Origin of the sequence: Pseudomonas sp. HS6, from assembly GCF_023375815.1 — a bacterium.
Classification (GTDB): Bacteria; Pseudomonadota; Gammaproteobacteria; order Pseudomonadales; family Pseudomonadaceae; genus Aquipseudomonas.
This window is the reverse complement of the sequence record NZ_CP067412.1, coordinates 2,590,016-2,613,907: the sequence shown is the minus strand read 5'-3', so window position 1 is coordinate 2,613,907 and position 23,892 is coordinate 2,590,016. Positions and strand designations below refer to the sequence as shown.

The window sequence follows — 23,892 nt, the reverse complement described above, 5'->3', positions numbered from 1 at the left end:
TCTGGAACAACGGGCTGTGGGACAGGCTGCGCACCGGCCGGGTGATCTCCACTACTTGCTCGAACGGCAAATCCTGATGGGCCTGCGCCTCCAGCGTGCAGGCCTTGAGCTGCGCCAGCAGCGCCTCGACGCTCAGCGCGCCGGAAGTATCGATGCGCACGGCAAGCGTGTTGACAAACAGCCCGATCAATCCTTCGATTTCCGCCCGATTACGGTTGGCGACCGGCGAGCCGATCACCACGTCCGACTGACCGGACAAACGACTGAGCAACATCGCCCAGGCGCTCATCACTGCCATGTACGGCGTCACGCCGTGCCGCTGACACAACGCCTTGAGACCGGCACTCAAGCGTTCGTCCAGCCGCACGTCGACACTGCTGCCGGCGTATTCCTGTTGGGCCGGGCGTGGACGGTCGGTCGGCAGCATCAACAAGGCCGGCGCACCGGCCAGTGCCTGTTGCCAGTAGTCACTCTGACGCTGCAAGACTTCACCGCTCAACCAGCGGCGCTGCCAAACGGCGTAATCGGTGTACTGCAACGCCAGCGGCGGCAGCGGATCGGCCTCGCCATGGCTGAACGCCTGATACAGCGCCATCAATTCGCGAGTCAGGACGCCCATCGACCAGCCATCGGAGATGATGTGGTGCAGAGTCAGCAGCAACACATGATGATCGTCGGCCAATCGCACCAGACGTCCGCGAATCAACGGATCGTCCTGCAAATCGAACGGCCCCGAGGCTTCACCCTGAATCAGAGCCTGCAAGGCTTCGTCGGCCTGCGGGTGCTGGCGCAAGTCTTCGACCCGCAGCAGCACACCGCTGTCGAGCGGCGCGATCAGCACCTGAGCTTCATCGTTGAACTGGGCAAAGCGGCTGCGCAGGGTTTCATGACGCTCGACGATCCGCGCCAATGCCCGTTGCAGGGCCGCTTCATCGAGACGCCCGCGCAGGCGCAGGCCGAGGGGAATGTTGTAGGCGGTGTTGGCGCCTTCCAGTTGCGCCATGAACCACAACCGTTGCTGGGCGAATGACAACGGCAGCGTACCGTCACGCGGCGCCGGCATGATCGCCGGTTGCGTGCAGCGTCCGGCCTGGGCCAGCACCTCGGCCACCGCTGAAAGCTCGGCATTGGCGAACAGCTCGGCAAGCGCCAGCTCCACCCCCAGCCGCTGTCGAACCTGAGACAGCATGCGCATCGCCAGCAACGAGTGACCGCCCAGTTCGAAAAAGTGATCCTGACGCCCGACCTGTTCGACCTGCAGCACTTCTGCCCAGATCTGCGCCAAGGTGGTTTCCAGTTCACCTTGCGGTGCTTGATAGTCGCGGGTGAACAAGGCGCTGCGATCCGGCACCGGCAAGGCCTTGCGGTCGACCTTGCCATTGGCAGTCAGCGGCAGTGCGTCGAGTCTGACGAAGGCCGCCGGCACCATGTACTCGGGCAACTGAGTCAGCAGGTGCGCCCGCAGTTCGGCCACGGCCAAAGGCTCGACCTGTGCCTGTTCGGTGAAATACGCCACCAGCCGCACTTGGCCAGGTTCGTCTTCGCGGGCCACCAGCACTGCTTCCTGAATGCCGAGCAAATGATTGAGGCGGGTTTCGATTTCGCCGAGTTCGACGCGCACGCCACGGATTTTCACCTGATCGTCGTTGCGTCCCAGATACTCGATGGAGCCGTCGGCGCGCCAGCGCGCCAGGTCACCGGTTCGGTACATGCGCCCGTGGTTGAACGGGTCGCGCAGGAAGCGTTCTTCGGTCAGATCCGCACGATTCAGGTAACCCCGGGCCACGCCGGCGCCGCCCACATAAAGCTCCCCCGCCACGCCGACGGGCACCGGGCGGTGCTGTTCATCGAGCAGGTACACCGCCGCGTTGGCGATCGGTTTGCCGATGTGCAGCGCCTGCCCCGCTTCGACAATGCCCGAGGTTGCAACCACCGTCGCCTCGGTCGGACCGTAGTTATTGACCACATCGAAGGATTGGTGGCGGTTGAACTGACGCAAGCGATCGCCACCGATCAACAGTGTGCGCAGGGTCGGGTGTTCGAGGTTCTGGCTGAAGGCGTATTCGGCCACCGGTGTCGGCAGGAAACTCACGTCCAGCGGTTGTGCGCGCCACCAGTCGAGCAAAGCGTCCACGTCTTCGCTGCCATCGCGGGCTGGCGCCAGGTGCAGGGTCGCGCCGGCGCACAGGGCCGGCCAGACTTCCCAGGCCATGGCGTCGAAGCCGAAACCGGCGAGGCTCGAGGTGTGGCGCCCGGCGCATAGATCGAACGCTTTGCAGTGCCAGTCGACGAGGTTGCTCAAAGTGTAGTGTTCGACCATCACACCTTTAGGCAAACCGGTGGAGCCCGAGGTGTAGATGACGTAGGCCAGGTGTTCTGTGGTCAGGCCTGGCACCAGCGGATTGCCGACTTCGGTGTCCGGCCATGTATGCAAATCCAGATCGATCACTGGCACATCAAGCGCCGGCAAGCGTTCACGCAAATCACTCAGGCACAGCACCGCCACGGGCGCACTGTCGCTCAGCAGATAGTGCAAACGCTCCGCCGGATGCGCAGGATCCACCGGCACATAACCGGCCCCGGCCTTGAGAATGGCCACCAGCCCGACCATTGTGTCGAGCCCGCGCCGGGCGACGATGGCCACGCGATCATCCGGGCGAACACCCAATCCAATCAGGTGATGGGCCAACGTGTTGGCCTGTCGGTTCAGCTCGGCAAAGGTCAACGCCTGCCCCTGACTGACCGTCGCAACCGCTTCGGGCCGCTCGATCACTTGCGCCTCGAATCGCTGCGCAATGGTCAGCCCCGACACAAACTCAGCGTGCGAGTCGTTGAATGTGACGAGCAACTGTTCACGCTCGTGAGCGTGAACCATATCGAGCTGTTCCAGCTCCGCCTGATCGTTGGCAACCATCCCGCGCAGCAATTGCTCGAAGTAGCCGACATAACGCTGGATCGTCGATTCATCGAACAACGCCGTGGCGTATTCCAGCGCTCCGCGAATTCCCTCGCGGGTTTCGCCGAGGGTCAACGACAGGTCGAATTTGGCAAACTGAGCCGGACCGGCCACGCTTTCCAGCGCCAAATCACCCAGCGCCAGATCCGGTCCCACGCTGCTTTCCCAGCTCAGGGTGGTCTGGAAAAACGGACTGTGGGAAAGACTGCGCGCCGGCCGGGTGACTTCCACCACCTGCTCGAAGGGCAGATCCTGATGGGCCTGGGCCAGCAACGTCAGCGCCTTCACCCGGGCCAGCAACGATTCGACACTGAGCCCGCCGGACGTGTCGATCCGCAGGGCCAGGGTATTGATGAATAACCCGATCAGCCCTTCGATTTCCGCCCGGCCACGGTTGGCAATCGGCGAACCTACCACGACGTCGGACTGGCCGGACAAGCGACTGAGCAACAGTGCCCAGGCGCTCACCATCGTCATGTACATCGTCACGCCGTGCCGCTGGCTCAGCGCCTTGAGCCCGGCGCTCAGCGGTTCGTCGAGCCGGAACTCGACGCTGCTGCCGGCGTAATCCTGTTGCGCCGGACGCGGCCGGTCAGTCGGCAGCACCAGCAAGGTCGGGGCCCCGGCCAGATTTTGCTGCCAGTAATCGCTCTGACGTTGCAGCACTTCGCCGCTCAACCAGCGGCGTTGCCAGATCGCGTAGTCGGCATATTGCAGCGCCAGCGGGGGCAGCGGGTCGGCCTCACCCTGGCTGAACGCCTGATACAGCGCCATCAGTTCACGGGTCAGCACGCCCATCGACCAGCCGTCGGAGATGATGTGGTGCAGGGTCAACAGCAGCACATAGTGATCATCGGCCAACCGCACCAGTCGCCCGCGAATCAATGAGTCGTGCTGCAGATCGAATGGGGTCGAAGCCTGCTCACGGATCAACGCCTGCAAGGCTTCATCGGCGTGGAGATGCTGACGCAGATCCTCGACCGGCAGCAGCACTGCGCTGTCGGCCGCTGCAATCATCACCTGCACCTCATCGTTGTGCGGGACAAAACGGCTGCGCAGTGTTTCGTGACGTCCGACGATCCGTGCCAGTGCCCGTTGCAGCGCCGCCTCGTCGAGATCACCGCGCAAGCGCAAGCCCAGCGGAATGTTGTAGGCCGTGTTGACCCCCTCCATCCGCGCCAAAAACCACAGCCGTTGCTGGGCAAACGACAGCGGCAGCGCGCCGTCACGAGGCACCGGCACCATCGCCGGTTGCGAACTGCGCCCGGCCTGGGCCAGCACTTCTGCGACCGCTGACAGCTCGGCATTGGCAAACAAGTCGCTCAGGGCCAGCTCCACGCCCAGGCGTTGGCGAACCTGGGACACCATGCGCATCGCCAGCAACGAGTGGCCACCGAGTTCGAAAAAGTGATCCCGCCGCCCAACTCGCTCGACCTGCAGCACTTCACCCCAGATCCGCGCCAGCGCAGCTTCCAGTTCGCCCTGTGGAGTTTCGTAATGACGGGTGAACAGCGCCGCGCGATCCGGCGCCGGCAACGCCTTGCGGTCGACCTTACCGTTGGCGGTCAGCGGCAACGCGTCCAGCCGCACGAACGCCGTCGGCACCATGTATTCGGGCAATTGCGCCAGCAGGCAGGCGCGCAGCTCAGCCACCGGTTGCGGTTCGACCTGGGCCTGTTCGGTGTAATAGGCGACGAGGCGCGGCTGACCGGGTTCGTCTTCACGGGCCAGCAATACCGCTTCCTGAATACCGGGAAGCTGGTTGAGACGGGTTTCAATCTCGCCCAGCTCGATGCGCACACCGCGAATCTTCACCTGATCGTCGTTGCGCCCCAGGTATTCGAGGGTGCCGTCTTCCTGCCAGCGCGCCAGGTCACCGGTGCGGTACATGCGCCCGCTGTTGAACGGATCGTCGAGAAAGCGCTCGGCCGTCAGTTCCGGGCGATTCAGATAGCCCCGGGCAACCCCGGCGCCACCGACATACAACTCCCCCGCCACCCCGATGGGCACTGGGCGTTGCTGTTCATCCAGCAGATAGACCGTGGCGTTGCTCACCGGCCGACCGATGTGCAGCGTCTGCCCGGCTTCGACCTTGCCCGAGGTCGCCACCACCGTGGCTTCGGTCGGGCCGTAGTTGTTGATCACATCGAAATGCTGGTGACGGCTGAACTGACGCAGGCGATCGCCGCCGATCAACAGCGTGCGCAAAGTCGGGTGTTCGAGGTTCTGACTGAAAGCGTATTCGGCGACCGGGGTCGGCAAGAAGCTCACGTCCAGCGGCTGCGAGCGCCACCAGTCGAGCAAGGCGTCGATGTCCTCGTTGCCGTCGCGGGTCGGGGCCAGGTGCAGGGTCGCACCGGCACACAACGCCGGCCAAACTTCCCAGGCCATGGCGTCGAAGCCGAAGCCGGCAAGGCTTGAGGTGTGACGGCCGGCGCACAGATCGAACGCGCTACAGTGCCAGTCAACGAGGTTGGACAGGGTGCGGTGTTCGACCATCACGCCCTTGGGCAGACCGGTCGAGCCCGAGGTGTAGATCACGTACGCCAGATGCTCGGTGCTCAGCCCCGGCACCTGCGGATCGAGGGCCAGGCTCAGAGGCCAGGTACGGCGGTCGAGGTCGATCACCGGGACGTCCAGCACCGGGAGCCGATCGCGTAGATCGATCTGGGTCAGTACCACCACCGGGGCACTATCGCTGAGCAGATAGCTCAAGCGCTCGGCCGGATGCGCCGGGTCAACCGGCACGTAACCGGCCCCGGCCTTGAGAATCGCCAGCAGCCCGGCCAACGTATCCAGCCCCCGGCGGGCGACGATGGCCACACGATCATCAGGACGAACGCCCAGGCTGATCAGATGATGGGCCAGGGCATTGGCGTGCAGGTTCAGCTCGGCATAGGTCACTTGCTCACCAAGGAACACCGCCGCCACCGCTTCCGGCCTTTCAATGACTTGCGCCTCGAAACGCTGGTGAATGGTCAGCCCTTGCGGGTAGTCGGCCCGGGTGGCGTTGAAGCCGCGCAGAATCTGCTCGCGCTCCGCGTCCGGCAGGATCGGCACTTGGCTGATCGGTGAATCCGGCGCCTGTTCCAGCGCGGACACCAGACCGTTCAGGGCACCGAGCATGTAATCGCATACCCGTTGCGGGTCGACTTCAGTGGTGGCGAGCAAGGTCAGGCTGAAGGCATCGCCCAGGTCATCGATGCTCAGGGTCAGCGGATAATTGGTGCGTTCTTCCGAATGCAGGGTGGTGATGCCTTCCCACGCCGACAGGGTTTGTGCGCTGGCCGAAGCAGCGCCATGGCTGTGGCGATAATTGAGCAAGACGCTGAACAGCGGCGTCGGCGCCGCCACGCTGCTGCAGCGCTGGGCCAGCGCCAGCGGCGCGTGCTCATGACGCATCAAGGTGGTCAGGCGCGCGTGAGTCGCCTGCACGGCGTTGCGTACGCTCTGGGTGTCGACATCGACCCGCACCGGCAAGGTGTTGATGAAAATGCCCAGCGCCCGGTCGGTGGCTTCGGCGCCTTGCAGACGGCCCATCAACACCGTGCCGAACACCACGCGCTGCTTGCCGGCGAGCGTGGCCAGCACCTGCGCCCAGGCCAGGTGAAAAAGACTGGCCGCACTCACTCCGAGCTGCCGCGCCTGCCCCCGCAGGCGTTGGCCCAAGTCCGGATCGACCGGCACGCTCAGCTCGGTGATGCCGTGGCCGTCACCCTGTACATCCTGCAAACCGAACGGCAAGGTCGGCTCGTCGATATCGCCGAGCATGGCGCGGAAGAACAACTCGTGCTCGGTTTCGCTGACGCCCAGTCGCGCCTGCGCCACGTAATCACGGAACGCGATCGGCCGCCCCAACAGGTCACCTTGCCCGGTGAGGAACGCGCGCATTTCATGGCGCACCACATCAAGCGCCGAGTGATCCAGCGCCATGTGATGGAACAGCAGTGTCGCGACGACTCGTTGTCCGGCTTCGTCCCACGCATGGGCCAGGCGCATCATCGGCGCCCGGCTCACGTCCATGCGGAATTCCCGGGCATCGAAACGTTCATGCAAATACGCCAGCGCTTCGCCTTGGGCATCGATCTCTTCCACCGGCAATTCGGCCTCACGCCAGACCACTTGCTGCGGCGTATTCAGCCCCTCCCAGACTACCGCCGTACGGAGGATGTCGTGGCGGTCGATCACGGCCTGCAAAGCCTGAACGAACGCGTCCAAACGTCCGCGATCGGCAAAGGCGAAATGCGCCTGCATCACGTACGGATCACCCTGGGTGGCGCTGACGTGATGGTAAAGAATGCCTTCCTGCAACGGCGCCAGCGGGTAGATGTCCTGCACATTGGCAGCACCACCCGGCACGTCGGCGACCAGACGGTCGATAATCGCCTGATCGAGTTCGGCAAGGGTCAGCATTGCCGGGGTTATGTGCGTGGTGCCGGGTGCAATGCCATTGGCCGGCACGTCGACCTGACCGCTCTTGGTGGCTGAATATTGCCCGGCCTTGATCAGTTCGATCAGCGCCGGTTTGTGCTCGCGCAACAGCGCCAGCACAGCGGGGTCGCTCAAGGCCTGTTTGTTGCCCTGTACGCGCAACTGGTCGTCGGTGACCGCCAACTGGATGTCTTTAGCCTTGAGTGTTGCCAATAGTTCGATCACGTTCACAGGACGATCTCCATTCTTTCCGTAATTGCGGCGTAACCGGCCAGGGTCGGTTGTTCGAACAACGCCCTGACCTCGGCTTCCATGCCTTCCTGACGTAACCGGCCGATCAGACTGACCGCCAGCAATGAGTGTCCGCCCAGTTCAAAAAAGTTGTCGTGGCGCCCTACTCGCTCCACGTTGAGCAGTTCGGCCCAGAGCCCGGCGAGGAGGATTTCCACTTCGCCGACCGGGGCTTCGTATTCGCGAGTGATGACCGAAGCCTGATCCGGCACCGGCAAGGCTTTGCGGTCGAGCTTGCCGTTGGGGCTCAGCGGCAGTGCATCGAGATGCACGAACACTGCGGGCACCATGTAATCCGGCAGGTGTTCGAGTAAATGACCCCGCAGCACGTCGATTTCCAGACGGACGCCGGTGTAATAAGCCACCAGTCGCTTGTCTCCCGGCACGTCCTCGCGGGCCAGCACTGCCGCCTCCTGCACGCCGCCGATGTCGGTCAGGCGTGACTGGATTTCACCGAGCTCAATGCGCAGACCACGGATCTTTACCTGATCGTCGTTGCGGCCCAGGTATTCGATGTTGCCATCGGCCAGATAACGGGCGACGTCGCCGGTACGGTACATCCGGCCGTTCGGCTGGAATGGATCCTGAAGGAAACGTTCGGCGCTGAGTTCAGGACGGTTCAGGTAACCCCGCGCCACTTGCACACCGCCGATGTACAGCTCACCGACCACACCTTGCGGCACCGGTTGCTGCTGAGCATCGAGGATGTACATCCGGGTGTTGGCGATTGGTTTGCCAATCGGCGTGTTGTCCGGGGTTTGCTCCAATGGTCCGGCGCAATCCCACGCCGTGACGTCCACTGCCGCTTCGGTCGGGCCATAGAGATTGTGCAAACCACTATTTGGCAATTGCTGCTTGAAGCGCCGTACCAAGCTGCCCGGCAACGCTTCGCCGCTGCACATCACCTGACGCAAACCGTTGCAACGAGTGGTGTCGCCATGGGCAAGGAACACGTCGAGCATCGACGGCACGAAGTGCAGCGTGGTGATGCGTTCGCGTTCGATGACTTCGCTCAGGTACAGCGGATCTTTGTGGCCTTCAGGACGGGCCATGACCAATCGCGCGCCGGTCATCAGAGGCCAGAAGAACTCCCACACCGACACGTCAAAACTGAACGGGGTTTTCTGAAGCACTGAATCTTCAGCAGTCAGGCGATAGGCGTCCTGCATCCACAGCAAACGGTTGACCACACCACTGTGCTCGTTGATCACGCCTTTCGGCTGCCCGGTGGAGCCCGAGGTGTAGATCACGTAGGCCGTGTGCTGCGGGGTCAGTCCATCGACCGAAGGGTTATCGGCCGACAACGATTGCCAGGTGTCGTGATCCAGATCGACCACCGGCACCGACACCTCACCCAGCAACGCGCGGGTCGAGCCTTGCACCAGTACTGCCGACGGCGCGCTGTCCTCCAGCATGTAGGCCAGACGCTCCAGCGGATACGCCGGATCCAGCGGCACATAACCGCCGCCAGCCTTCAGAATCGCCAGCAACCCGACCACCATCTCCAGCCCCCGCTCGACGCAGATCGCCACCCGCGCATCCGGGCCGACGCCCAAGCCGCGCAAGCCGCGCAAGTGATGCGCCAGACGGTTGGCCCGCTGGTTCAGTTCGGAATAACTCAGTCGCTCTTCACCGGAAAGCACCGCCACAGCCTGCGGTGACCGCAAAACCTGCGCCTCGAACAGGCCATGGATGCTTTGTTGAAGGTCGTACCCGACGTCGGTCGCATTGAAGTCAAACAACAGCCGCTGCCGCTCCGCCCCCTCAAGAATCGGCAAGCGATTCATCGCCTGCGTCGGTGCCTGTTCCAACGCCTCCACCAACGCCATCAACGCCGTTTGCATGTAGCCGCAAATCCGTTGCGCACTAATGTCCGAAGGCACCATGGCAATCAGCGAGAAACCGTTGCCCAGGTCATCGACGTTCAGGCTCAGCGGGTAGTTGGTGCGTTCTTCGCTGCTCAGGGTCTCGATGCCTTGCCAGGCCTGAACCACGCTGTCCGAATGCTCGGCGCCGTGGCTGTGTCGATAGTTGAGCATCGCGCTGAACAACGGCGATGGCGCCGCAATCCCGCTGCAACGCTGGGCCAGTGCCAACGAAGCATGCTCATGCCCCAGCAACGCGGTGAGACGCTGATGCGTCGCCTTGACCGCTTCGCGCACCGGGGTCTCCCCCAGATCAACCCGCAACGGCAAGGTATTGATGAACATGCCCAGTGCGCGGTCAGCACCCTGGCCGCCTTGCATCCGGCCCATCAGCACAGTGCCGAACACCACGTTGTCCTGCCCGGAGGTCGCCGCCAGTACCTGGGCCCAGGCAAGGTGGAACAGACTGGCCACGCTGATGCCCATCTGCCGCGCCTGACTGCGCAGACGCAGATTCAGGCCGTTGTCGAGAACTTGCTGCACTTCCTCGATGCCGCGCCCGTCACCGCGCACATCGCGCAGGCTGAACGGCAGGGTCGGCTCGTCGATGTCGCCGAGCATTTCGCGGAAAAACGCTTCATGCTCCGACTCCGTAACGCCCAGACGCGCCTGCGCCACGTAATTGCGATACGGCACCGCCGCAGGCAGCGGCTCGTCGGCTCCGCGCAGGTACGCCTGCATTTCGTGGCGCACCACTTCCAGCGCGGTATGGTCGAGCACGATGTGATGGAACAGCAGCATCGCCACCACCCGGCCACGGGCCGGATCACGGGCATACACCAGACGCAGCAACGGTGCCTGGGCGATGTCGAGGCGGTAATGCCGGGCATCGAACCGGGCATGCAGTTGTTCAAGGATGTCGCCGGCCACAGGATCGAGCGAGGCCTCCTGCACCACGAGTTCAGCCTGACGCCACACGACCTGCACCGGCACGCTCAAGCCTTCCCACACCACGCCCGTGCGCAGCACGTCATGGCGGTCGATGACGTGTTGCAGCGCCACGCGGAAACGCTGCAGACGTTCAAGGCTGTCGAACGCCAGCCGCGATTGCAGCAGGTAGGGATCGCCTTCGCCCGCGCTCAAGTGGTGGTAAAGAATGCCTTCCTGCAACGGCGCCAGCGGATAGATGTCCTGCACGTTGGCCGCGCCGCCCGGCACGCTGGAGACGACGCGCTCAATGGCGGCCTGATCCAGAGAAACCAGCGTCAGCATGTCCGGGGTGATGCGGGTGCAACCGGCCGCGATGCGATTGGCCGGCACTTCGATTTCACGCCCGCTGCCCACGGCGGCGGCCAGTGCGGCCAGGGTGGGTTGACTGAACAGCACACGAACGTCGGTGCTCAGGCCGATCTGACGCATGCGCTCGATCAGGCTCACCGCCAGCAGCGAATGGCCGCCCAGCTCAAAGAAGTGATCGTGGCGTCCGACACGCTCTACCTTCAGCACCTCGGCCCACAACCGGGCCAGGGCGATTTCGGTCTCGCCGACGGGAGGCTCGTACTCACGCACCAGCACCGACTCGGCACCGGGGGCCGGCAACGCCTTGCGATCCACTTTGCCGTTGGGGCTCAGCGGCAGGCTGTCGAGCGCGACAAACGCGGACGGCACCATGTAGTCCGGCAAGCGTGCGAGCAAGTGTTCGCGCAGCGCCTCGATCCCCGGCTGCCCGACTTCGGCATGCCAAGTGAAGTACGCCACCAGACGCTCCTCACGCACCAGCACCACGGTTTCACGCAGGACTGGATGGCTGAGCAGTTGCGCTTCGATCTCACCCGGCTCCAGGCGCAATCCACGTAGCTTGACCTGGAAGTCGTTGCGCCCGATGAATTCGAGCTGGCCATCGGCGCGGTAACGCACAAGGTCGCCCGTGGCGTACAGCCGATCGCCGGCCACGAACGGGCTCGGGATAAACCGTTCGGCCATCAATTGCGGCAGGCCCTGATAGCCCCGCGCAACCCCGGCACCGCCAATGTACAACTGACCGATGACGCCCATCGGCACCGGCCGTTCGGCGGCATCCAGTACATACAGACGGGTGTTGTTGATCGGCCGTCCGATCGGTAGCGCACTTTCCGGCACCGGCATCGACGGCTCCAGCGTCCACACCGTGCTGTCGACCGTGGCTTCGGTCGGGCCGTAAACGTTGTGCAAGCGCACTTGCGGCAGACGCTCACGTACCAGACGAGCCAGCGCCGGGGTCAGGTCGCCGCCGCCACAGAACACATCGGTGAGACTGCTGCACTGGCTGACGTCGTCCTGCTCAAGAAACTGTTGCAGCAGCACCGGCACGAACTGGATCACACCGATCCGCTGCTCGCGAATCACCTGCGCCAGATACGCCGGCTCGCGGTGTCCATCAGGATGAGCCAGCACCAACCGCAGCCCGGCACTCAAAGGCCAGAACAGCTCCCAGACCGAGGCATCGAAACTGAACGGGGTTTTCTGCAACAGGGCACCGTCCGTCACGGCGGGACACAGCTGCGAACTCCAGTGCAGCAAATTGCCGACGCCACGATGCTCGACCATCACGCCTTTCGGCGCCCCGGTCGAACCGGAGGTGTAAATCACGTAGGCCAGATTCGAAGCACTTAGGCCCGGCACTTGCGGATTGTCATCCGGGTTGAATGTCCAGTGAACCTGATCCAGATCGATCACCAGTGCAGTGCTCTCGCCCAGCAACTCACGGGTCGCCCCATGAACCAGCACCGCCAACGGCGCGCTGTCCTTGAGCATGTAATCCAGACGTTCTGCCGGATACGCCGGGTCCAGCGGCACATAGGCACCGCCGGCCTTGAGGATGCCGAGCAGACCGACCATCAGTTCCAGCCCGCGCTCGACGCAGATTGCTACCCGCGCATCCGGCCCCACGCCCAGTTCGCGCAGGTGATGGGCCAGACGGTTGGCCTGTGCGTTGAGTTCGGCGTAGGTCAGCCGCTGTTCACCGGCCTGCAACGCGATGGCCTGTGGCGAGCGCTGTACCTGCGCTTCGAACAGCGCGTGAACGGTTTGCTGCAGATCGTCTGCGGTGCCGGTGACGTTAAGGTCGTAAAGCACTTGTTGGCGTTCTGCGCCTTCAAGGATCGGCAAGCGATTCAGCGGCTGATCCGGTGCCTGTTCCAGAGCATCCGCCAGTGTCTCCAGCGCGGTGTGCATGTAGTCGCAAATCCGCTGCGAACCGATGCATGCCGGGGTCATGGCGGTGAGGACAAAACCGCTGCCCAGATCATCGACGCCCAGACTCAGCGGATAGTTGGTGCGTTCTTCACTGCTCAGTGTCTCGATGCCTTGCCAGGCCTGACGCACGCTTTGCTGTTGCGCTTCGTCGGCGCTGTGCCGGTAGTTGAGCATCGAACTGAACAGCGGTGACGGCGCGGCCACGCCGCTGCAACGCTGGGCCAACGCCAGTGACGCGGGTTCATGGCCGAGCAGAGCGCTGAGCCGCGCATGCGTCGCCCGAGCCCCTTCACGCACCGGGGTTTCCCCCAGATCGACCCGCAGCGGCAAGGTGTTGATGAACATCCCCAACGCCCGGTCGGCCCCCTCGCCGCCCTGCATCCGGCCCATCAGCACCGTGCCGAACACCACGCGTTCCTGTCCGGACGTCGCGGCCAGCACCTGCGCCCACGCGAGGTGGAACAGGCTTGCCACGCTGATGCCCAGTTGCCGGGCCACGCTGCGCAGACGCTGACCGGTCGCTTCGGTCAGGGCTTGTTGTGTTTCTTCGATGTCACGACCGTCACCTTGCACATCCTGCATGCCGAACGGCAGGGTCGGCTCGTCGATGTCACCGAGCATGTCGCGGAAGAACGCTTCGTGCTCCTGCTCGCTGACACCCAGACGCGCCTGCGCCACGTAGTTGCGGTAAGGCACGGCCGCGCCCTGCGAGGCTTCGCGTCCCTGCAGGCAAGCGAGCATTTCGTGCTGCACCACGTCCAGCGCGGTGTGATCCATCACAACATGGTGGAACAGCAACATTGCAACCACCCGGTCGTGGGCCGGATCACGGGCATACACCAGGCGCAGCAACGGTGCCTGACTGATGTCGAGGCGGTAGTGACGGGCATCGAAACGCTCGTGCAACTGCTCGAGGACGTCGCCATCCGCCGGATCAAGCACGATTTCCTGCACCGGCAGCTCGACGTGACGCCACACCACTTGCATCGGTTCGGCCAGTTCCTGCCAGATCACCGCCGTGCGCAGGATGTCATGGCGCTCAATGACCTGACGCAGCGCCGCCGCGAACGTTTCCACACGCTCGACGCTGTCGAAGGCCAGCCGCGATTGCAACAGGTACGGGTCGCCCTGCTCCGCGCTCAAATGGTGATAAAGGATGCCTTCCTGCAACGGTGCCAGCGGATAAATGTCCTGCACGTTGGCGGTGCCGCCCGGCACGCTGGCGACGATCCGATCGATGCTCGGCTGATCCAGTTCGGCCAGGCTCAGCAGGTCCGGGGTGATGCGAGTGCAATCAGCAGGAATGCGGTTGGCCGGCACTTCGATTTCGCGACCGCTGCCTACCGCTGCGGCCAATGCTGCCAGCGTTGGCTGGCTGAAGAGCACACGCACGTCGGTGTTCAGGCCGATCTGGCGCAGGCGTTCGATCAGGCTCACGGCCAGCAGCGAATGACCGCCCAGTTCGAAGAAGTTGTCGTGGCGACCGACTTTTTCCAGCTTCAGAACATCGGCCCAGATCTGCGCCAGCGCGGTTTCCACCGGGCCTTGCGGGGCTTCATATTCGCGGCTGAGCCAGGCGTTCTGATCCGGTTCCGGCAAGGCCTTGCGGTCGAGTTTGCCGTTGGCAGTCAGCGGCAACGTGTCGAGCCGCACATATGCCGCCGGGATCAGCGCTTGCGGCAATCGGGTTTGCAGATGATTGCGCAGGGCTTCGATATCGGCCGGCGCACGCTCTGTGAACCACACCAGCAACTGCCCGTCGCGCACCAGCGCCACCGCGTCCTGCACCGCCGGATGGCTGGCCAGCGCCGCTTCGATTTCTCCCAGTTCGACTCGCACACCGCGTAATTTCACCTGATCGTCGTTGCGGCCCAGGTATTCGATATTGCCGTCCGCCCGCCAGCGTGCGAGGTCGCCGGTGCGGTACATCCGCGCCTGCGGCTGGTCGCTGAACGGATCAGTGAGGAAGCGTTCGGCGGTCAGATCGGGACGGTTCAGGTAACCCCGCGCCACACCGGCGCCGGCCACATACAACTCGCCCGTGACACCCACCGGCACCGGACGTTGTTGGTCGTCGAGCAGAAAGATGCGGACGTTGGCAATCGGCCGGCCGATGTGCAGCGGTTGACCGACTTCGACAGGCCCAGACGTGGCGACCACCGTTGCTTCGGTCGGGCCGTAGTTGTTAATCACCGCGAAAGTCTGTTCGCAGTTGAACTGACGCAGCTTGTCCCCGCCGATCAGCAAGGTACGCAGGGTCGGGTGTTGCAACTCGCGGCTGAAGGCGTATTCGGCCACCGGAGTCGGCAGGAAGCTGACTTGCAACGGCTGCGCTCGCCACCAGTCGAGCAGTTCGTCCAGATGCTCGTTGCTCACCGATTCCGGCGGCAGGTGCAGGGTCGCGCCGACGCACAGCGCCGGCCAGACTTCCCAGGCCATCGCATCGAAACCGAAACCGGCAACGCTGGCGGTGTGGCTGCCGGCGTGCAGGTCGAAGGCTTCGGCGTGCCAGTGCACAAGGTTTTCCAGGGTCGAGTGTTCGACCATTACGCCCTTCGGCTGGCCGGTGGAACCTGAGGTATAGATCACGTAGGCCAGGTGCGCCGGGGTCAGATACGGCAGTTGGGGATTGCTGTCGGGCAGGTGTTGCCATGCGTCGCTGTCCAGATCGATCACCGGCATCATGCCCAGCAAATCCCGGGTCGAAGCCTGGGCCAGCACGGCCACCGGATCGCTGTCCTGCAACAGGTAGGCAACGCGTTCTACCGGATGCGCGGGATCGACCGGCACATAACCGGCGCCGGCCTTGAGAATCGCCAGCAATCCGACCAGCATCTGCGGCCCGCGACGCACGCAGAGTGCAACGCGGTCGTCCGGTTGCACGCCGAGGCCGATCAGGTGATGAGCCAGTTGGTTGGCGCGCTGATTGAGTTGGCCGTAGGTCAGCTGTTGTGTGCCTTGAATCACGGCGAGGGCATTCGGATTGCGCTCGGCCTGAACCTCGACCATTGCATGAATAGTCGCGCCACGGGGATAGGCCGTAACCGGCGGATTGAAGCCCTCGACCAGACGTTCCAGTTCAGCGGTCGAAAGGATCGGCAATCGGTTCAGCGGCTTTTGCGGTGTCTGCTCCAGCGCCTGCACCAGTTGCTCCAGCGCGGTGTGCATGTAACTGCAAATCCGTTGTGCGCCGATCTGGCTGACCGCCAGAACCGACAAGACAAACCCTTCGCCCAGATCGTCCACGCTCAGGGTCAGGGGATAGTTGGTTCGCTCTTCACCACCGAGTTTCTGCACACCCTCCCAAATACCCTGCCCGTTCTGCGACAGCTGCGCGGGAGCACTGTGACGGTAGTTGAACAAGGCACTGAACAACGGCGACGATGCCGCGACACCACTGCAACGCTGAGCCAGCGCCAGCGAAGCGTGTTCATGCCCGAGCAGCGCAGTCAGTCGTGCGTGGGTCGCCTTGACCCCATCGCGCGCACCCGCGCCGACATCGATGCGCAGCGGCAAAGTGTTGATGAACACCCCCAGCGCCCGATCGGCGCCATCGCCACCCTGCATCCGCCCCATCATCACCGTGCCGAACACCACATCGCGGCGGTTCGACAGCACGCCCAGCACCTGCGCCCAGGCCAGATGCATCAGGCTGGCGGCGCTCACGCCGAGTTGCCGCGCCTGTTCACGCAGACGCCCGTTGAGTTCGGCTGCTACCGGTTGCAGCGCTTCCTCAACGCCGTGACCGTCGCCCTGCACGTCCCGCAGACCGAGTGGCAGCGTCGGCTCGTCGATGTCGCCGAGCATCTCGCGGAAAAACGCTTCGTGTTCCTGCTCGCTGAGTCCCAGGCGAGCTTGGGCGACGTAGTTGCGATAGGGGACCGGCGCCGAAAGGTGGTCGATCTCACCGAACATCACATCGCGCATTTCTTCGACGATCACCTCCAGCGCGGTGTGATCGAGGATCAGGTGATGGGATAGCAGGATCGCCACCACGCGTTGTTGTTTCGGGTCTTCGGCAAATACCATGCGCAACAGCGGCGCCTGGCTGATGTCGAGGCGGTAGTGACGGGCATCGAAGCGCTCGTGCAACTGTTCGAGGATGTCGCCCTGCGTCGGGTCCAGCGCTACGTGTTGCACTACCAGTTCCGCATGACGCCACACCACTTGATGAGGGTTTGCCAGGCCTTCGTGGACAACGCTGGTGCGCAGGATGTCGTGGCGTGCGATGACCTGCTGCAAGGTGTCGGTGAAGGTGCGCAGACGCTCGACGCTGTCGAAGGCCAGACGCGATTGCAGCAGGTAGGGGTCGCCCTGCTCCGCGCTCAAGTGGTGATAAAGGATGCCTTCCTGCAACGGTGCCAGCGGATAAATGTCCTGCACGTTGGTGGCGCCGCCCGGCACCGTGGCGACGATCCGGTCGATGCCGACCTGATCCAGTTCGGTGAGGCTCAACAGGTCCGGGGTGATGTGGGTGCAATCGGCAGGAATGCGATTGGCCGGCACTTCGATTTCGCGACCGCTGCCCACCGCTGCCGCCAGCGCTGCGAGGGTTGGCTGGCTGAAGAGCACGCGCACGTCGGTGCTCAGGCCGATCCGGCGCAGGCGTTCGATCAGGCTCACCGCCAGCAGTGAATGGCCACCCAGTTCGAAGAAGTTGTCGTGGCGACCGACCTTTTCCAGCTTCAGTACGTCTGCCCAGATCTGTGCCAGCGCGATTTCCACCGAACCTTGCGGGGCTTCGTATGCCTGGCTGAGCCAGGCGCTCGGATCCGGCAGCGGCAAGGCCTTGCGGTCGACCTTGCCGTTGTTGTTCAACGGCAAAGCGTCGAGCTGCACCCAGGCCGACGGCACCATGTATTCCGGTAGGCGCGCTTGCAATTGTTCGCGCAGGCTGGTGCTGTCCACGCCCTCTTCGGAGGAGAAATAAGCCACCAGACGCAACGGTTCCTGGCCGTCCTGACGGGCCAGCACGATGGCTTCCTTCACTCCCTCACAGTTCAGCAGGCGGTTTTCGATTTCCCCCAGTTCGATACGGAAACCGCGAATCTTCACCTGATCGTCGTTACGGCCGATGCATTCCAGTTGTCCCGGTGCCAGCCAGCGTGCGAGGTCGCCGGTGCGATACAGCAGCGCTCCCGGCTGATCGCCAAACGGGTCTTGCAGGAATTTTTCGGCGGTCAGGTCCGGGCGATTCAAATAGCCCAGCGCCACGCCCCGGCCGCCGATGTACAACTCGCCGGTCACGCCCATCGGCACAGGTTGCTGACGGGCATCGAGTACATAGACCTGGGTGTTGGAGATCGGTCCGCCAATCGGCACGCTGTCGGCTGTTTCTTCCACTTCGCGCACTTCGAAGGTTGTGGCGTACGTAGTGGTTTCGGTCGGGCCGTAGCAGTGGACGATGCGCAGGTTGGGCGCCTCTGCCAGCAGGCGGCGGAACGCGGCCGGATCGGCGCGCTCACCACCGCACAGCACCATGCGCAAGCCTTTGAGGGCTTCGGGGATCAGCTGTACGTACTGGTTGAACAGCGCGGTGGTGACGAACAGGATCGTTGCGCCCGAAGCCGCCAATTCCTGTCCGAATGCATGCGGATCAAGCAAGGTCGCGTGATCGATGATCACCACGCGCCCACCGTTGAGCAGTGGCCCCCAGACGTCCATGGTACTGGCGTCGAATGCCGGGTTGGACGCAAACGCCACGCGGTCCTGCGGGTTGAAATCGGCGTAGCCGTTGTTGATCACCAACCGGCCGATAGCCCGGTGCGGCACCATCACCCCTTTCGGTGTGCCGGTGGAACCGGAGGTGTACATGATGTAGGCCACGGATTCCGAAGACTGCGACAGGTCCGGGTTGTGCGTCGGTTGCGCGTCCAACGGCAGCGCATCCAGATCGATCCGGCGTTCGGTGTAATTAACCGTTTCAGTGCTGAAAGTCAGCAGCGCTTTCGCCCCGCAATCCTCGACCATGAACGCCTGACGCTCGGCCGGTGCGTTGATGTCCAGCGGCACATAAGCCGCCGCGCACTTGCCGATGGCCAGTTGCGCGACCAGCAGATCCAGCGACCGCGGCAGCAGGATCGCCACATGATCGCCCGGCTGCACGCCCTGCCCGATCAGATGGTGGGCCAGTCGGTTGGCCCGTTGATTCAGTTCCTCATACGTCAGCACTGTGTGGCCATGCACCGCCGCCACGGCTTGCGGATGCAGTTTCACCTGCTGTTCAAACAGACGATGAACCGTCGAACCTGACGGATATTCCCGCTCAGTGGCATTGAACCCGACCAGCAACTCCCGACGCTCATCCGGCGGCAAAATCGACAACTGATCGACACCCAGTTGCGGCGTCTGCTCCAGCGCCTGTACCAGACTGTCGAAGGCAACATTGATGTACTCGCAGATCCGCGCACCGTCGATGCCCGGCACCGCTTGCACGCTCAGACGCAAACCTTCGCCAAGGTCATCGACGCTGACCACCAGCGGATAATTGCTGCGCTCACGGGAACTGAGCAACTCAATGCCGTCCAGCGTCAGGCCGGCAGCCTGCGGTGCGCTGTGGCGATAGTTGAGCAACGTGCCGAACAGCGGCAACGCCCCCGAAACCCCGCTGCAACGCTGGGCCAATGCCAGTGACGCTTGTTCATGCGCGAGCAATTGCGCCAGCCGTTCATGGGTGGCGAGCACACTGTCGCGCACTGGCGTGGCGGTCACGCTGACCCGCAGTGGCAAGGTGTTGATGAACAGGCCCAACGCCCGGTCGGCGCCCTCGCCGCCCTGCATCCGGCCCAGCAACACCGTGCCGAACACCACCTCGTCCCGGCCGCTGATCTGCGCAAGTACCTGCGCCCAGGCCTGGTGCGCCAGACTCGCCACGCTGATGCCGAGCCGCCGCGCCTGCTCACGCAGACGCAAGGCCAGCGCAGTGTCCAGCGTGAGTTGGCTATCGACCACCGCGCTGCCGTCGCCGTGCACGTCCTGCACGCCGAACGCCAGGGTCGGCTCGTCGATGTCGCCGAGCATGTCGCGGAAAAACCCTTCGTGCGCCTCGGTATCCGCGCCGAGCCGTGCCTGTGCCACATAGTTGCGGTACTGCACCGGGGTCGCCAGTTCGGCCGCGTGGCCGTGCAGCACACTGTTCATCTCGGTCACCAGCACTTCCAGCGCGGTGTGATCGAGCATCAGGTGGTGCATCAACAGAATGCCGACCCAGCGTTGTTGCTGCGGATCTTCGGTGTAGGCAAAACGCATCATTGGTGCGCGGCCCAGGTTCAGGCGATAGTGACGCGGGTCGAAACGCGCCTGCATCTGTTGCAGCACATCACCTTCCAGTGCCTCGTGATCTACTCGCTCAAGCGCCAGTGGCGCCGCCCGCCAGACCACTTGCACCGGCTCTTCGAGGCCTTCCCAGACCACGCTTGAACGCAGGATATCGTGGCGCGCGATCACCACGTTGACGGCGCGTACGAACGCCTTGATCGACTTGATCCCGTCAAACACGAACTGCGCCTGTAACACGTAAGGGTCGCCCGCCGTTGCCGCCATGTGGTGATACAGAATCCCTGCCTGCAACGGCGCCAGGGCGTAGATGTCCTGCACATTGGCGACCCCGCCGGGGACGCTTTCCACCACCCGGTCGATGCCGGCCTGATCCAGCGAAGCCAGGGGCAGCATGTCTGGCGTGATGTGTTGGCAATCAGGGGTGATGCGATTGACCGGCACTTGAACGCTGGACGACGCGCCCAGGGTTGCCGCCAGTCCCGCTACGGTTGGCCGACCGAACAGAACCCGCACGTCGCAGCTCAATTCCTGCTGGCGCATGCGCTCCACCAGTTTCACCGCCAGCAAGGAATGGCCGCCCAGTTCGAAGAAATTGTCGTGGCGCCCGACCTGCTCGACGTTCAGCAGGGTCTGCCAGATCTCGGCGATTCGGCATTCCACCTCGCCGACCGGCGCCTCGTACCCGCGCAGCAACTGGCCGCTTTGATCCGGCGCCGGCAAGGCCTTGCGGTCGAGTTTGCCGTTGGGGCTCAGGGGCATGGCGTCGAGATGGACGAACGCCGTCGGCACCATGTAATCCGGCAACTGCTCCAGCAGATGGCCACGCAGTTCGCCGATGTCCAACGGCTCACCGGTGTAGTACGCCACCAGCCGTGGATCGCCGGCCACGTCTGCGCGCACCAGCACTTCGGCAGCGAGCACGGTGTCGAGTTGAATCAGCCGTGCCTGGATTTCCCCGAGCTCGATACGCAAGCCGCGAATCTTTACCTGATCGTCATTGCGACCGAGGTATTCGAGGTTGCCGTCCGCCCGATAGCGGCACAGGTCGCCGGTGCGGTACAGCCGCGCGTTCGGCTGATCGCTGAACGGATCGTCGAGGAAACGCTCGGCGGTGAGCGACGCAAGATTCAGGTATCCACGCGCCACCTGCACGCCACCGATGTACAGCTCGCCGACCACACCCAGCGGCAATGGTTGCAACTGCTCATCGAGAATGTACAAACGGGTATTGCTGACCGGCCGGCCGATTGGCAACAGCGCCTCTGGCACCGGCATCGACGGTTCCAGCGTCCACACCGTGGCGTCGACCGTGGTTTCGGTCGGACCGTAAACGTTATGCAACCGCACCTGCGGCAGACGCTCGCGCACTTGACGGGCCAACGCTGGCGTCAGCTCGCCGCCGCCACAGAAAACATCCGTGAGGCTGGTGCATTGGCTGACGTCTTCCACGTCGAGGAACTGTTGCAGCAACGCCGGGACGAACTGGATCACGCTGATGCGCTGCTCGCGAACCGCCTGCGTCAGATACGCCGGTTCAAAGTGTGCATCGGGACGCGCCAGCACCAGTCGCAGGCCAGCGGTCAGTGGCCAGAACAGCTCCCAGACCGATGCGTCGAAACTGTAAGGGGTTTTCTGCAACAGGGCGCCGTCCGCCACGGGCGGGCACACCTGCGAACTCCAATGAATCAGATTGCCCAGGCCACGGTGCTCGACCATCACCCCTTTCGGCGTGCCGGTGGAGCCCGAGGTGTAGATCACGTAGGCCAGGTTCGAAGCGTTCAGGCCCGGCACCTGAGGATTGTGCTCGGAGTAGTCCTGCCAGTGGTCCTGATCGAAATCGAGCAACGGCACGCCGCCCGCCTCGAACATCGCCCGGGTAGCGCCGTGCGCCAGCAGCACCACCGGGGCGCTGTCCTTGAGCATGTAATTCAGGCGTTCTGCCGGGTACGCCGGATCCAGCGGCACATAAGCGCCACCCGCCTTGAGAATACCCAAAAGACCGATCACCAGTTCAGGTCCGCGTTCGACGCAGATCGCCACCGGCGAATCCGGCCCGACACCCAGTTCACGCAACCGGTGAGCCAGGCGATTGGCCCGCACATTGAGCTCAACATACGTCAGTGATTGTTCATCGGCCTGCAACGCGATGGCCTGCGGCGTGCGCTCGACCTGAGCCTCGAACAGGCTATGAACGGTCTGTTCCAGATCGAACTCGACGCGGCTGTCATTGAAGCCCACCAGCAATTGCTGCCGCTCGTGCTCCGGCAAAATCGGCAACTGGTTGATCAGTGTCTCGGGCGACTGTTCCAGAGCATCCAGCAAGGCATCGAGTGCAGTTTGCACATAGCCGCAGACCCGCTCGGCACCGATACCGGTCGGGGCGATAGCGGACAGTCGGAAACCACTGCCTAGGTCATCGACACTCAGGGTCAGCGGATAGTTGGTCGGCTCCTTGCCACTCAGGACCTGGACGCCGGGGGCCAGTTCGATCACCTCGGCAACGTCACCGACAGCACTGTGACGGTAATTGAGCATGGCGCTGAACAACGGCGTCTGCGCATTCAACGCACTGCAACGCTGGGCCAGCGCCAGCGAGGCCTGTTCGTGGGCAAGCAAGGCGCTCAGCCGTCGGTGCGTGGCGAGCACGCCGTCGTGGACGCTTTGCGCGCCGACATCGACCCGCAGCGGCAAGGTATTGATGAACATGCCCAGCGCCTGCTCGCCGCCGTCGCCCGCCTCCATCCGCCCCAGCAACACGGTGCCGAATACCACCGAGGTGCGCCCGGACGACTGGCCCAACACCCGCGCCAGCGCCAGGTGCATCAGGCTCGCCACGCTCACACCGAGTTGCCGCGCCTGCGTGCGCAGTCGCAGGTTCAGTGCGTCGCTGAGCGTCAGTTGTGCGTCTTCGAAACCCTGTCCGCCGCCCTGAACATCTTGCAATCCCCAAGGCAACGTCGGCTCGTCGATGTCGCCGAGCATCTCGCGGAAGAATGCTTCGTGGGCCTGCTCATCAAGGGCCATGCGCGCCCGCGCCAGGTGATTGCGAAACGGCACCGCTGGCGCGACCTGCTCCGTCTGCCCTTGCAGCCAGGCCTGGATTTCCCGGCGCACCACGTCCAGTGCAACGTGGTCGATGATCATGTGATGGAACAGCAACAACGCGACGATCCGACCCTGCGCCGGATCCCGTGCATAGACCAAGCGCAGCAACGGCGCCTGTTGCAGATCGAGGCGCAAGTGACGGGCGTCATAACGCGCCTGCAACTGACTGAACACATCCGTGGAGGTGTCGAGCTGCACCTCTTCGCAGACCAGCGGCGCCTGGCGCCAGACCACTTGCACCGGCTCGTCCAGACGCTCCCAGACAAACGAAGTGCGCAGAATGTCGTGACGGTCGATCACCCATTGCAACGCCTGGGCAAATGCGTCGAGGCGCTGGAGATTGGCGAAGGTGAACTGCGCCTGTTGCACATACAGATCGCCTTCGCCGGCCGCGAGGTGCAGATACAGCATGCCCTCCTGCAACGGTGCCAGCGGATAGATGTCCTGCACATTCGCTACGCCACCCGGCACGGTGGCGACGATGCGGTCGATGGCCGGCTGATCCAGTTTCACCAGCGGCAACATGTCCGGGGTGATGCGTAGCGCCGGGCTCGACCAGTCGCCGCCGTGGCTCGCCACCAGTTCCAGCAATTGCGCCTTGTGCTTGGCGAGGCTGTCCCACAACGCGTCGTCCAGCGCGTCGTCGTTGCCCAGAATGACCAGGTCTTCATCGTCCTGTTGAAGGCGGATCGCATGGGTGGAAATAACAGCCATCAGCTCGCGAAATTGCAT

2 protein-coding genes (1 of these 2 running past the window's edge) are annotated in these 23,892 nt (G+C 63.7%); both read right to left on the bottom strand.

All coding sequences use genetic code 11. The annotated features are described in order from the left end of the window. Positions 1-7,618, bottom strand: the 5' portion of a protein-coding gene (locus JJN09_RS11945) for a non-ribosomal peptide synthetase (RefSeq protein WP_249490302.1). Its footprint begins 7,031 nt before the window's first position; 7,618 of the gene's 14,649 nt are visible here — the first part of the coding sequence; its start codon is at positions 7,616-7,618; its stop codon lies off the left edge, out of view. Beyond that, positions 7,615-23,892, bottom strand: a complete 16,278-nt coding sequence (locus JJN09_RS11940) for a non-ribosomal peptide synthetase (RefSeq protein WP_249490301.1) — start codon at positions 23,890-23,892, stop codon at positions 7,615-7,617. The genes JJN09_RS11945 and JJN09_RS11940 overlap by 4 nt, the downstream gene beginning before the upstream one ends.

What these genes read in the sequence shown, in the direction of transcription:
- JJN09_RS11940 (WP_249490301.1), bottom strand. Translation starts at nt 23,892, where the DNA reads ATGCAATTTCGCGAGCTGATGGCTGTTATTTCCACCCATGCGATCCGC.